This is a genomic window from Agromyces ramosus (assembly GCF_030817175.1).
Lineage (GTDB): Bacteria > Actinomycetota > Actinomycetes > Actinomycetales > Microbacteriaceae > Agromyces > Agromyces ramosus_A.
In genome coordinates this window covers 2476082-2489102 of record NZ_JAUSYY010000001.1, presented here as the reverse complement: position 1 = coordinate 2489102, position 13021 = coordinate 2476082, and the positions used below count along the sequence as shown (strand labels likewise).

Annotated in this window: 13 protein-coding genes; 8 read left to right on the top strand and 5 right to left on the bottom strand. The window is 69.6% G+C overall.

Annotated elements, in window-relative coordinates:
• Positions 1 to 245: 245 nt before the first annotated feature.
• Genes QFZ26_RS11680 through QFZ26_RS11665 form a run of 4 tightly spaced genes read left to right on the top strand, consistent with a single transcriptional unit; the run spans position 246 to position 4659 of the window.
• A complete protein-coding gene (locus QFZ26_RS11680; RefSeq protein ID WP_307042264.1) occupies positions 246 to 1196 on the top strand; it encodes a polyamine ABC transporter substrate-binding protein in 951 nt (316 codons plus the stop codon).
• Positions 1197 to 1203: 7 nt separating this feature from the next.
• Positions 1204 to 2157: an ABC transporter permease gene (locus QFZ26_RS11675; protein ID WP_373460760.1), complete on the top strand. Its 954-nt coding sequence runs from the start codon at positions 1204 to 1206 to the stop codon at positions 2155 to 2157.
• Positions 2154 to 2993 (top strand): ABC transporter permease, encoded by an 840-nt coding sequence (locus tag QFZ26_RS11670; RefSeq protein ID WP_307042260.1) that lies wholly within the window; start codon positions 2154 to 2156, stop codon positions 2991 to 2993. The genes QFZ26_RS11675 and QFZ26_RS11670 overlap by 4 nt, the downstream gene beginning before the upstream one ends.
• Before the next feature lie 10 nt (positions 2994 to 3003).
• Positions 3004 to 4659, top strand: a complete 1656-nt coding sequence (locus tag QFZ26_RS11665; RefSeq protein WP_307042258.1) for an amidohydrolase — start codon at positions 3004 to 3006, stop codon at positions 4657 to 4659.
• A gap of 63 nt (positions 4660 to 4722) precedes the next feature.
• On the opposite strand, the gene QFZ26_RS11660 is transcribed toward QFZ26_RS11665, so the two are convergent.
• The 3 genes from QFZ26_RS11660 to QFZ26_RS11650 are packed head-to-tail and all read right to left on the bottom strand — an operon-like array spanning position 4723 to position 6568.
• Positions 4723 to 5316, bottom strand: coding sequence for a DUF3618 domain-containing protein (locus tag QFZ26_RS11660; protein ID WP_307042255.1), 594 nt, complete (start codon positions 5314 to 5316; stop codon positions 4723 to 4725).
• Positions 5313 to 5777, bottom strand: coding sequence for a phage holin family protein (locus QFZ26_RS11655; protein ID WP_307042253.1), 465 nt, complete (start codon positions 5775 to 5777; stop codon positions 5313 to 5315). Before QFZ26_RS11655 ends, QFZ26_RS11660 begins: the two co-directional genes overlap by 4 nt.
• Entirely contained in the window at positions 5774 to 6568 is a 795-nt protein-coding gene (locus QFZ26_RS11650) for a hypothetical protein (RefSeq protein ID WP_307042251.1), read from the bottom strand. The genes QFZ26_RS11655 and QFZ26_RS11650 overlap by 4 nt, the downstream gene beginning before the upstream one ends.
• Positions 6569 to 6838: 270 nt before the next feature.
• Here QFZ26_RS11650 and QFZ26_RS11645 point away from each other — a divergent pair, with 270 nt between their 5' ends.
• Positions 6839 to 7792: a TIGR03557 family F420-dependent LLM class oxidoreductase gene (locus QFZ26_RS11645; protein ID WP_307042249.1), complete on the top strand. Its 954-nt coding sequence runs from the start codon at positions 6839 to 6841 to the stop codon at positions 7790 to 7792.
• A 136-nt stretch (positions 7793 to 7928) separates the two neighbouring features.
• Entirely contained in the window at positions 7929 to 9473 is a 1545-nt protein-coding gene (locus QFZ26_RS11640; RefSeq protein ID WP_307042247.1) for a helix-turn-helix domain-containing protein, read from the top strand.
• Positions 9474 to 9485: 12 nt separating this feature from the next.
• Here the strand turns inward: QFZ26_RS11640 and QFZ26_RS11635 are convergent, their stop codons facing one another.
• Entirely contained in the window at positions 9486 to 10277 is a 792-nt protein-coding gene (locus QFZ26_RS11635) for a glycoside hydrolase family 16 protein (RefSeq protein WP_307042245.1), read from the bottom strand.
• A gap of 142 nt (positions 10278 to 10419) precedes the next feature.
• Between QFZ26_RS11635 and QFZ26_RS11630 the strand changes: the two genes are divergently transcribed.
• Together QFZ26_RS11630 and QFZ26_RS11625 are read left to right on the top strand one after the other, a co-directional pair.
• The gene (locus QFZ26_RS11630; protein WP_307042243.1) at positions 10420 to 11868 is read left to right on the top strand and encodes an NAD(P)/FAD-dependent oxidoreductase; all 1449 of its coding nucleotides are present in this window, start codon (positions 10420 to 10422) and stop codon (positions 11866 to 11868) included.
• Positions 11865 to 12224: a cupin domain-containing protein gene (locus QFZ26_RS11625; protein ID WP_307042241.1), complete on the top strand. Its 360-nt coding sequence runs from the start codon at positions 11865 to 11867 to the stop codon at positions 12222 to 12224. The genes QFZ26_RS11630 and QFZ26_RS11625 overlap by 4 nt, the downstream gene beginning before the upstream one ends.
• Positions 12225 to 12241: 17 nt before the next feature.
• Here QFZ26_RS11625 and QFZ26_RS11620 read toward each other — a convergent pair whose 3' ends face one another.
• Positions 12242 to 12892: a hypothetical protein gene (locus QFZ26_RS11620; RefSeq protein ID WP_307042239.1), complete on the bottom strand. Its 651-nt coding sequence runs from the start codon at positions 12890 to 12892 to the stop codon at positions 12242 to 12244.
• Positions 12893 to 13021: the final 129 nt, after the last annotated feature.

Below are 13021 nucleotides of genomic sequence, written 5' to 3'. Positions count from 1 at the left end.
GGAGATCGAGATGAGCGAGCACCGCACCCCCGTCCGTATCCTGGCGCACTCGAGCGCGGCGAAGGCGATCAGCGCCGAGCTGAACCGACGCCGGTTTCCTGTCCTTCGCCGCCGCAGCCGGCGCCACCGGGCTGCTCGCCGCGTGCACCCCCGGTGGCGGCACCGCGAACGCGCCCCGAGCCACGGGTGGCGAGCTCGAGAACGAGCTGTCGATCTACACCTGGGGCGACTACGACGCCCCCGACGTGCTCGCCGCGTTCACCGATCAGCTCGGCCCGACGATCACGCTCGACTCGTTCGGCTCCAATGAGGAGCTCATCTCGAAGCTCGTCGCCGCGAAGGGCACGTCGGGCTACGACATCGTGGTGCCGACCGGCGTCTTCATCCCCCAGATGATCGAGAACGGCCTGCTGAGCGAGCTCAACCTCGATCTCATCCCGAACCTCGAGTACATGGACCCCGCCTTCCTCGCCCGCGCCTGGGATCCCGAGAACGCGTACTCGATCTGCAAGGCGTGGGGCACGACGGGCTACGTCTACGACAAGACCGTCATCACCCGCGACCTCACGACCTGGGCCGACTTCCTCGATGCGGCGCAGAACGAGGCGAGCAGCCGGACGTCGGTGCTCGACGATCCGGGCGACCTCACGGGTGCGTACTTCTGGGCCAACGGCATCGACTGGAACACCACCGACGAGGCCGAGTTGGCCGCGGCCGAGGACTTCCTCGTGAACACGCTGGCCCCGAACATCGCGGCGTTCGACTCCTATCCGGGCGGCTCGGCCATCCCGCAGGGCACGCACGTGCTCATGCAGTCGTGGAACGGCGACGCACGCCTCGGCATCCTCGAGAGCCCCGACCCCGACCGCTGGCAGTGGGTGTTCCCCGGCCCCGAGAGCGAGATCTGGATGGACAACTGGGCGATCGCGGCCGGCGCACCGAATCCCGAGGCCGCGCACGCGTTCATCAACTACGTGCTCGAGCCCGAGAACTCGCTCGCCGAGCTCGACTACATCGGCTACCACACGGGCGCGACGGGCATCGAGCAGGCCGCGGCCGACGCCGGGCTGCCCATGCTCGACCTGGTGTTCTTCACGCCCGAGCAGATCGACACCATGCGCGAGGGCGAGGTGAATGATGCACAGCAGCGTCGCGTCGACATCTGGAACAAGACGAAGGCGGCCGCTGGTGCGTAACTTCCGGATGCCGCGCTTCGCGCTCGCGCTGCCCGCGTGGGCGTGGCTCCTCGTGTTCTTCGTCGCGCCGGTCGCGATGGTCGTGTGGTTCAGCTTCGGCTACAAGCCCGGAATCTTCGGTACGCATGCGAACGACATCCTCTCGTTCGACCGATACGTCGAGGCCCTGTCGCCGACGTTCTTCACGACGTTCCTGAATACGCTGTGGATCGGCCTCGCGGGCACCGCACTCTGCCTCGTGATCGGGCTCCCGGTCGCGTATTGGATGGCGGTGAAGGCGCCGCCGTCGCGCCGCGGCCTGCTCATCGCGCTCGTCATGGTGCCGTTCTGGACGAACTTCCTCGTCCGCACGATCGGCTGGCAGGTCATCCTCGCTCCCGAGGGCTGGCTCTCCACGCTCTTGCAGGACGCCGGACTCATCGCGAGCCCGATCGACATCCTCTACACGCGCACGGCCGTGCTCATCGGTGTGGTGTACAACTACCTGCCACTCATGATCCTGCCGCTCTACGTCGCGTTCGACCGGGTCGGCATGCCGCTCCGCGAAGCGTCGAAAGACCTCGGGGCAGACAAGTGGCGTACGTTCACGAGGATCACCCTGCCACTCGCCCGGCCCGGCCTCATCGCCGGCCTCCTCCTCGTCTTCATCCCCCTCATGGGCGACTACATCACGGCGACGGTGCTCGGTGGCGCGAAGGGCAACATGGTCGGCCAGCTCGTCGCGAGCCAGTTCCAGACGGCGCAGAACTGGGCGCTCGGTTCGGCGATGGCGGTGATGCTCATCCTCGTGATCATGGTCACGGTCGCGCTGGGTGCGCTCCTCGTCTGGCTCGTGACGCTGCCGTTCCGTACTCGCAACCGCCTCGTGATCGGCGATGGTGCGATGACGACCGCCCGCACGGATGCCGCGCCCGCGCCGCCGCCCGCCGCCGATCGCGTGCCAGAGGAGGTCGCCTCATGAAGCGTTCGTGGTCGGATGTCGCACTCGGCGTCTGGGGCGTGCTCGTCTTCATCTTCCTGTTCGCCCCGATCATCGTCATCATCGTCTCGTCGTTCAACACGGGGCGCCTCCTCGTCGCGTGGGACGGGTTCGGATTCGACGGATTCCTCACGCTGCTCGAGAAGCCCGCGATCCGCGATGCCGTCTGGGTGTCCGTCCAGACGGGCGCGATCGCCGCAGTGGTCGCCACGCTGCTCGGCACGCTCGCGGGCATCGCGATGGCGAGGCATCCCGGCAAGTGGGTGTTCTGGTTCATCGGGCTGCTGCTCCTGGTCTCGGTCACGCCCGAGATCGTCGACGCGGTCGCGCTACTGCCGTGGCTCGTGTTCCTCGGTCAGGACCTGGGCCTCGGCCTCTTCAACGACGGAGTCGTGCGCCTCGTCGTCGGGCACTCGCTGTTCGCCATCGCCGTCGTGTCCTACATCGTGCGCGCACGGCTCGTCGGGCTCGACGCACAGCTCGAGGAAGCGTCGGCCGACCTCTACGCGAAGCCGCTCACCACGTTCCGCCGCGTGACCCTGCCCCTGGCGATGCCGGCGGTGCTCGCCGGCTTCCTGCTGTCCTTCACGCTGAGCCTCGACAACACCGTCATCGCCGCCTTCGTGCAGGTCTCGGGCACGACACCGTGGCCTGTCTACGTGCTGAGTGCGCTGCGCAGCGGACTGCGTCCCGAGATCGCGTCGGTGTCGACGATCATGCTCGTGCTCACGCTGCTCTCACTCGGGCTCGTCGCGTTGGTGCTGCGGCGCGCCGGCGACTCGGCGACGCAGATCGCCCGCACGATGACCGGCAATTGAGAGGACCCAGATGACCGACGCCGACCTCGTCTTCACGGGCGGACCCGTCTTCACCGCGAACACCGTGCGTTCCCGGGCCAGCGCCGTCGCGGTCCGTGGCGGACGCATCGTCGCGGTCGGTGCCGCCGACGACGTGCGCAATCTCATCGGCCCCGCCACCGAGGTCGTCGACCTGGCCGGTCGCCTGCTCCTGCCGGGCTTCCAGGACGCGCACGTGCATCCGGTGTGGGGCGGCCTCGACCTTATGCGCTGCGACCTGTCGGAGTTCGCCACCGAGCACGAGTACCTCGACCGCATCGCCGCGTACGCCGCCGCGCACCCCGATGAGGAGTGGCTGCTCGGCGGCGGCTGGTCGATGTCGGCGTTCCCGGGCGGCACGCCGACGGCGGCGGCACTCGACACCGTCGTGCCCGACCGGCCGGCCTTCCTGCCGAACCGCGACGGGCACGGGGCGTGGGTGAACTCGGTCGCGCTCCGGCTCGCCGGCATCGACCGGCAGACGCCCGACCCCGCCGACGGCCGCATCGAGCGCGATGCATCCGGCGAGCCCACCGGCACGCTGCACGAGGGCGCGATGTCGCTCGTGAACCGGCTCTTCCCCGAGACCACGGTCGAGCAGCTCACCGAGGCGCTCCTCCTCGGGCAGCGATACCTGCACTCCTACGGGGTCACCGCGTGGCAGGACGCCATCGTCGGCAGCTACGGCGACGCGGGCGATCCCGGTCCGGCCTACGTCGCCGCTGCGGCATCCGGCGCGCTCACCGGGCGCGTCGTCGGCGCGCTCTGGTGGGACCGCACACGGGGGCTCGAGCAGATCCCCGAGCTCATCGAGAAACGTTCGACGTATCGGGGCGGGCGCTTCGCGGCGACGAGCATCAAGATCATGCAAGACGGGGTCGCCGAGAACTTCACCGCGGCGATGCTCGAGCCGTACCACGACGGGCACGGGCACGCCACCGACAATTCGGGCATCTCGTTCGTTCCGCCCGAGCTCCTGAACGAGGCTGCGCCGCAGCTCGACGCGCTGGGGTTCCAGCTGCATTTCCACGCGATCGGCGACCGAGCGGTGCGCGAGTGCCTCGATGCGGTGTCCCACGCGATCGAGCGGAACGGACGCAACGACCACCGCCACCACATCGCGCACATCCAGGTCGTTCACCCAGAAGACGTGCCACGCTTCCGTGAGCTCGGCGTGGTCGCGAACATGCAGTCGCTGTGGGCGGCGCTCGAGCCGCAGATGGTGGAGCTCACGCTGCCGTTCCTCGGATCCCCGCGCGACGCGTGGCAATACCCGTTCGGCGACCTGCTGCGGTCGGGAGCGGTGCTCGCGGCGGGCAGCGACTGGTCGGTGTCGACCCCCGATCCGCTCGCGGCGATCCACGTCGCGGTGAATCGGAAGGCCGCGCCGGGTCACGAGGAGGGTGAGTTCGAGGCGTTCCTCCCCGAGCAGGCGATCGACCTCACGACGTCGCTGACCGCGTATACGGCCGGGTCGGCGTTCGTGAACCACCTCGACGACACCGGCACCATCGAGGTGGGCAAGCTCGCCGACCTCGTCGTGCTCGATCGCGACCCATTCGCAGGGCCGGCCGCCGAGATCGGTGCGACGCGGGTGTCGCAGACCTTCGTCGAGGGCCAGCGAGTGTACGCGGCATCCGACGCCTGAACGAACGTCCGGCGCCTCACCCGTCCGGGTGAGGCGCCGAATCGCGTCAGCTCGACGTTCGAGTCATTCCATCTGGCGCTCGGCCGCATGCTTGGCCTCCGCCTGCACCTCGGTCGCCGCATCGGCGCCCTCGGCCTTGACGGTGTCCACGGCCTCGGCGGCACGTCCCTTCACGGCATCGACCGCCTCGCGGGCGGGCTCCCGCAGGTGGTCGGCGGACTCCTTCGCCAGGTCGCGCACCTCGTCGACGAGCGGGGCGGCGGCCGATTCCAGCTTGTCCGCCATGTCGCGCTCGGGCTTCGACGCCGGAACGAGCGACGACAGGAGCCAACCGACGCCGAAGGCGATGAGGCCCACGGCGACCGGGTTGCCCTGCGTGGCCGAGGCCACCTTGCGCGGTGCGTCGGCGACGGCCTCACCGGCGTGGCCGACCGCGTCCTGGGTCGAGTCCACGACATCGGAGGCGGTGCCCATGACCCGGTCCTTCAGGCGGGTCGCAGCGCGACGAACCTTCTCGGTCTGGCGCTGGGCCGCCTTGCCCGGGTTCACCTTGTCGGCGAGCGCGTCGACATCCTGTCCGAGCTCACGTCGGGTGCGCTCGATGTCCGAGCGGATCACATCAGGGTCGTCCGAACGGACGACATCCGGGTTGCTCATCGGTTCTCCTCATTCCTCTTCAGCGCGTCGGGGATCTGCTTGACCGAGTCCACGGTCTGGGGCATGCCCTCGACCTCGTCGAACTCCTTCTTGCCGGTGAAGTAGAGCACCGCGGCGACGATGCCCCACAGCACCGCGACGATCACGGCGGACCAGGCGTTGCCCATCAGGTAGCCGAGCGCCCACCAGAGGGCGATCGACAGGAACAGCAGGGTGAAGATGCCGGCCACGCCGGCACCGCCGTAGAACCCTGCGCCCTTGCCCGTCTGCTTGGCGGTCTGCTTGAGCTCCGCCTTCGCGAGCTCGACCTCCTGTCGCATGAGCGTCGAGATGTCACGGCTCACCTCGGCGAGAAGGCCGCCGAGCGACGTGGTCGCAGCCTGCTGTTCGGACGGCGTCGGCACGTCGGCCGGCTGCGCGTGCGTGGACGCGGGCATGCCGTGACGGGGAACATCGGTCATCGCCGTCCGCCTCCCTCGGGAAACTCGGTCGTCTCGGGATACTCGTTCGCGTCGGGGTACTCGCTCGCCTCGACGCTCGGCGTCTCGGTGTACCGGTCACCCGCGACGCCGGGGCTTGCCGGCACCCAGGTGTCACCGGTCGGCACCGTGGAACCGCTCGCGCCAAGGCCTGAGGTGGTCAGTCCCACCGGTCGGGAGCCGGTTCCGGATGCCGCCGTGCCCGACGTGTCCTCGGGCGCCGTGAGCGCACGGGTGAGACGGCCGGCGACGATGCCCGCCCCGACGGCGATGGCGATGAAGACGCCGGGCCGACGGCGCGCGAAGCCCTTGACCTCCTGCAGGAGGGAGCCGGGATCACGTGCGTCGAGCCACTGCGCGACGGAATCGGCCTTGTTGCCTGCCGCTCGCACGAGCTCGGTCGCGTACCCGGAGTTCGTCGATCCCTGGGCCATCTGCGAGAACTCCGAGCCGGCCGAGCGAAGTCCCTGGGCGACGCGCACCTGCTGCGTGGCCGCCTGCTGACGCAGCTCGCTGCCGACTTCGTCGGTGAGACGGCGAACCTGGTGGCGGGTCTCCTCGGCGACGCCCTTGGTCTCGTCCTTCGCGACATCCATCACGCGACGGCCCGCGTCACCGGCGTCCGCAGCGACGGTCGCCGCTTCGTCCTTGAGCGGCGGCTTGCCGCCGACCGGCGTGCCGGTCTGCGTGCCGACCGGCGTTCCGGTCTGGATGCCGGACTGCGTGTCGGGCACGGTGGTGCCGGGCACATCCGATGAGGTGTGGTTCGTCATCGTCGACTCTCCTCCTGGTCGTCCACGGGTGGTCCGGACCGAGGCGGTCCGGTAGCGCCACGTTAGGTCGCCGGTTCTCACGTGAACAGGGACTTGCCCCGACGGGAAGGGAGGCGTATAACCGCACGGCTGCGTGCGCCACGCGCCCGCGCGCGGGACGCGCCGGACGCGGTGCCGCCACGCATTCTCACCAGCCGCCATGCGCGGCGCAACCGCCTTCCGCGGCGGCTGCCGACTGCGTAACCTCGCCGGTGTCGAAGGGGAAACACCATGCGCTACGGTTACAAGCTCTCCGCCGAGGGCTTCGGCCCACAGGAGCTCGTGCGCCAGGCCGAGCTCGCCGAGGCATCCGGATTCGACTTCGTCGAGATCAGCGACCACTTCCATCCCTGGCTCGACTCGCAGGGTCACTCCCCGTTCGCGTGGACGGTGCTCGGCGCGATCGCCGCGAAGACGACGTCGCTCGGGCTCGCGACCGGCGTCACCTGTCCGACGGTGCGGTACCACCCGGCGATCATCGCGCAGGCCGCCGCCACCATGAGCCTCGTCTCCGATGGACGGTTCACCCTCGGCGTGGGCTCCGGCGAGCGCCTCAACGAACACGTCGTGGGCCGCGGGTTCCCGGCGGTCGCCGAGCGGCAGGCGATGCTGCGCGAGGCACTCGAGATCATCCGGCTGCTGTGGGAGGGCGGCTACCAGTCCTACCGCGGCGAATACCTCGACCTCGAGGATGCCCGAGTGTTCGACCTGCCCGACGAACTGCCGGTGATCGCCGTGGCTGCGGGCGGCCCGCAGGCTGCGGCGCTCGCCGCCGAGCTCGGCGACGGCATGTTCGGCACCGAGCCGAAGCCGAAGCTGCTGCAGGCATTCCGTGACGCCGGAGGCAGCGGGCCGACCTATGGCGAGGTGGGGCTCGCGTGGGCTGAAGACGAGGCGTCGGCGGTGAAGGCGGCCTTCGAGTCGAGCCGCTGGTCCTTCACCGGCTGGAAGGTCATGAGCGAGCTGCCGAACCCCGCGAACTTCGAGGCATCCGCTCGCTTCGTTCGTGAAGAGGACGTCGCGAAGCAGATGCCGTGCGGACCCGATGCCGCGAAGCACCTCGAGGCGATCCGCAGCTACGAGCAGGCGGGCTACGACCACGTGGTGCTCGCGAACAACGGCCCCGACCCCGACGGCTTCATGGAGTTCTTCTCGAACGAGCTCAAGCCGCAGTTGACGGCGTGAACCTCGTGCAGAACGGCGCTTCTTCGCTGCTCGGATGCCACCCAACATGGTCGTTCCGCGGCGAATCGGCGCAAACGACAGAACAATCGCGATTCTTCCGTTTGCGGCATCCGCTCGCGCATGTGAGCATCGAATCATGGTCACTGCGGATCGCTCCGGTTCGACGGCACTCGCCGTCACCCGCCCCGCGCCAGCCGCCGGCGCGGCCGGCGCGGCCGGCGCGGCCGGCATCGCCGAACCGGCCGCCGATGAGGTCGACGCACTCACACTCGGCCGTCGCATCCGCGAGCGGCGCACTGCTCGCGGCATGACCCTCGGCGAGCTCGCCGCCGCGATCGATCGGGCGCCGTCGCAGGTGTCGGCGATCGAGAACGGCAAGCGCGAGCCCCGGCTCTCGATGCTGCGCACGATCGCACTCGCACTCGGGACATCCGTCGACGAACTGCTCCGAACGGATGCCCCGAGCGAACGTGCCGCCCTCGAGATCGCCGTCGAGCGCGCCCAGCGCGGGCCCGTCTTCGCCGCCCTCGGACTGCCGCCGTTCCGCGTCGGCAAGGGCCTCACCGACCAGACGTTGCAGACGATCCTCACGTTGCACCACGAGATCGACCGGCTGCACCGCGAGCGGGCCGCGACGCCCGAGGAGGCGCGACGCGCCAACGCCGAGCTCCGCGCCGAGATGCGAGCCCGCGACAACTTCTATCCCGAGCTCGAGGCGAAGGCCGCAGAGCTCCTCGAAGCGGTCGGGCACGCCGGCGGACCGGTCTCCCACCAGCTCGTCGCCGACATGGCCTCGCACCTCGGCTACTCGCTGCACTACGTCGGCGACCTGCCGCACTCGACCCGCTCGGTCACCGACAAGCGGCACGGGCGCATCTACCTGCCGACGCAGCAGTCGCCGTCGCGCGACTCGCGGTCGCCCATCCTGCAGGCGCTCGCGAGCCACCTGCTCGACCACGACGAGCCGCGCAACTACGGCGACTTCCTGCGTCAGCGCATCGAGACGAACTACCTCACCGCCGCGATCCTGTTGCCCGAGCGGGCCGCGGTGCGCTACCTCACCGAGGCGAAGAACCTGCGTCGCATCTCGATGGAAGAGCTCCGCGACCACTTCGCGGTGTCATACGAGACGGCAGCGCACCGCTTCACGAACCTCGCGACCGCGCGCCTCGACATCCCGGTGCACTTCATGAAGGTGCACGAGTCCGGCACGATCATCAAGGCCTACGAGAACGATCGCGTGCGGTTCCCCTCCGATGCGCTGGGCGCCGTCGAGGGCACCACCGTCTGCCGCAACTGGACCGCGCGCACGGTCTTCGACGTCGAAGACCGGTTCAGCCCCTGGTACCAGTACACCGACACCCAGTCGGGCACCTTCTGGTGCACCTCGCGCATCGAGAAGGCGAAGGAGGGCGAGTACTCGGTGTCGGTGGGCGTGCCGTTCGAGCACGTGAAGTGGTTCCGCGGGCGGGAGACACCGCACCGAGCGGTGTCGCGCTGCCCCGACGAGAGCTGCTGCCGCCGCCCGCCGGGCGACCTCGCCGACCGCTGGGCCGACCAGTCGTGGCCGGCGGCGCGAACCCCGACGAGCCTGCTCGCAGCGCTGCCCACCGGCACGTTCCCGGGCGTCGACCAGACCGAGGTGTTCCAGTTCCTCGAGGCGCACGCGCCCCGCCCCTGACCGGCGAACGGGCTACACGTGCCGGAACCCACGCACGCGCTGCACGCGGAACTCCTTGGGATACGGGCCCGCATCGCCCGCGTAGCCCGCGTCTGGCGGGAAGTGGAAGATGTCGAGCATGAGCTGCATCGGGTAGTCGGGCGATTGGCTCGTGGAGCGCACGAGGCTCCCGTCGATGAAGAAGCGCACACCTTCGGGGCTCCATTCGACGGCGTAGTCGCGGAAGTCGCGCACATCGACGTCGACGGGGACCTTCGCGAAGTCGTCGATGATCGCGGGGTCGTTGAAGGGGTGCACGCCCATGCCGACGAGTGCCGAGGCCTCGGTCGCCTCTCGGCCGAAGATCTCCATGACGCAGATCTCGGCCGAGTGCTCGGGCTCGTCTTCGACGCCGATCATCCAGAGGGCGACCATGCTGTGGGGGTCGGGGCTGGCGGCCGCGCGCACCTCGATGACGCCGTACCGGGGCGCGTACAGCCGCTCTTCGGTCTGGGCCTCACGCACGAGGAGCGAGTCGCGGAACGGATGCTGCCCCGAGGTGCTGCCCACCGGGCCCGACCGCACCCCCGTCTGCAGGTTCGACACCCGAACCGACCCGTCGTACTCCGTGGACCACGGAGGCTGGTCGGCGTCGATGCGCAAGGTGAGCAGGCCGTCGCCCACCTCGTACCGGGCGCGACTCGTCTCGCGGCTCGACCATTGCGGCAGGTAGTACGGCAGCCACTGCGCGGGATCGAGGTCGGGGCCGGAGAAGTCGGCGTCGAACTCGAGCTCGTAGCGGGCGTAGTCGATGGTGTCGGGCACAGCTCATCTTGGCGTGACGCACCGACACGCGGCATCCGGTCGGCTTGTCCGGCGACGGGCGGATGTCCCGACAGCAAGCCCGTAGCGCGGCCACGGGCCGAGCAGGAGGATGGAATCACACGACAGCAATCGGAGTGATCCTGTGGGAACCACCGTCTTCGAGCGACGACTGCCACCGGCATCCGTCATCGCCCATTCGCTCGAGCACACCGTGCACTCGGTGTTCTGGCTCGACGACCTGTCCGCCGAAGCGAAGGCGGTCCGGCCCAAGCTCGCGGGCGAACGCGTCGCCGATCTCGCGATCGTCGGCGGCGGCTACACCGGCCTCTGGACGGCGGTGCTCGCGAAGCGACGCAACCCGAATGCGCGCGTCGTGCTCGTCGAGGCGAAGACCATCGGCTGGGCGGCGTCCGGTCGCAACGGCGGCTTCTGCGAGGCGAGCCTCACGCACGGTCGCGAGAACGGGCTCGCCCGCTGGCCGAAGGAACTCGACACCCTCGACCGGCTCGGCCTCGAGAACCTCGACGCGATCGGCGCCGCCGAAGCCGAGCTCGGCATGGACTTCGAGTTCGAGCGCAACGGCTCACTCGACGTCGCGGTCGAGCCGCACCAGGTCGAGTGGCTGCACGAGACGGCAGCCGATGCCGCGGCGCGCGGCGACGACACGGTGCGCCTCCTCGACGAGCACGAGGTGCAGGCATCCGTCGCCTCCCCCACCTACCTCGGTGCCGTCTGGCACACCCGCACGAGTGCCCTGCTGCACCCCGCGAAGCTCGCCGCCGAACTCGCTCGCGTCGCCGAGGAGCTCGGCGTCGAGATCTTCGAGCAGTCACCGGTGCGCCGCATCGAGACGCCCGGATCGACGGGCGCGGTCGAGCTCGTGACCGGCGGGGGCAGCGTCGTCGCCGCGCGCGCCGTGCTCGCGACCAACGTGTTCCCCTCGCTCCTCAAGCGCAACACGCTCATGACCGTGCCGGTCTACGACTACGTGCTCATGACCGAGCCGCTCTCGGCCGAGCAGCTGCACTCGATCGGCTGGGCCGACCGGCAGGGAATCGGCGACATGGCGAACCAGTTCCACTACTCCCGCATGACGCGTGACAACCGCATCCTCTACGGCGGCTACGACGCCATCTACCACTACGGCGGTCGGGTCCGCGGGCAGTACGAGGAGCGCGCCGAGTCGTACGAACGCCTCGCGAGCCACTTCTTCACGACCTTCCCGCAGCTCGAGGGGCTGCGATTCAGTCATCGCTGGGCCGGCGCCATCGACACCAGCACCCGGTTCTGCGCGTTCTACGGCACCGCTCGCGACGACCGGGTCGCCTACGCCGCCGGGTTCACGGGCCTCGGCGTCGCGGCGACCCGCTTCGCCGCCGAGGTGATGCTCGACCGGCTCGAGCACCGCGAGACCGAGCGCCTCTCGCTGCAGATGGTGCGCGAGCGCCCGCTGCCGTTCCCGCCAGAGCCCGCCGCCGCGCTCGGCATCAACGCGACCCGCTGGTCGCTCGACCGCGCCGACCACAACCGCGGCCGGCGGAACCTGCTGCTGAAGACCCTCGACGCACTCGGGCTCGGGTTCGACTCATGAGCGACGAGCTGCGGCTCAGGGCGGCGACGGTGACGGATGCCGCATCGCTCGCGCTCGAGCACGAGCCGGTGCCGCGCGACCAGGTGGTCGCCGGCACGCCGGCCACGGGTCACGCGGTGCTCGACGAGTCCGACGGCGGCACGGTCGGCGTGTGGGAGATGACCCCCGGCGCGATGCGTGACACCGAGGCCGACGAGGTGTTCGTGGTGCTGTTCGGTGCGGCGACGGTGGAGTTCGAGCATCCGATCGCCGACCCGGTCATCTTGGCGCCGGGCTCGGTCATGCGACTCGAGGCCGGCATGCGCACGCTCTGGACGGTGCGGCAGACGCTGCGCAAGGTCTACGTCGCGCCCTGAGGGCGTTCCGCAGCGGTTCAGCCGCAGAACTCCTTGGGCACTCCGGCGACATCTTGCACGCCGATGAGAACGACGGCGCCGTCTTCGACGATGAAGTCGAGATAGCCGTTCGAGTCATCGCCGACGGCATAGCCGAACGAGTCCGCCCCAACCTGGTTCACCTGCTGGAGGTCGGGGTAGGCGGCGCCGAGCTCGTCCATCGTCGATCCGAGCATGATGCCGGCCTCCGTCGATGGAGACGCGGGGATGGTTCCTGCCTCATCAGCCCGTCCGGTGACCCATGCCGAGATGATCTCCTCGCCGCCCTCCGGGTGGGTGAGGATCATGGAGCCTGCACCCTCGGCGGACAGACCCGCCACCCATGGGCACCACTCCGACACCTCGAACGACGGCAGACCGGCGATGACCTCCTGGTACGAGGCACCGCGCTCGAACGGACCGATGCCCCCGGTGGTGATGAGCCACGTGGTCACGTCGGCGGGGTCGACGGAGGCCGGCATGGTCTCGATCGGTGTGGGCGTGGGTGTGAGCGACACCGACGGCGCGGCCGTCTTCGGCTCGCTGGCGACCGCCTCGCCGGGTGGCTCGCACCCGGCGAGGCCAAGGACGGCGACCACTGATACGGCGAATGCGGCTGCCATGGAGACGAATGGGCGGATCCGTGACATGGGTTCTCCTCGAGTCGACCACCTGCGGGGGAACCGCCTGATCTCAGGGTATGGATTGACCCACGGCTTCGAGAGGATCCTTGGTATCAGTTCCATAACTCCCGCGGTATCGTCCCCCTCCCGCGACCG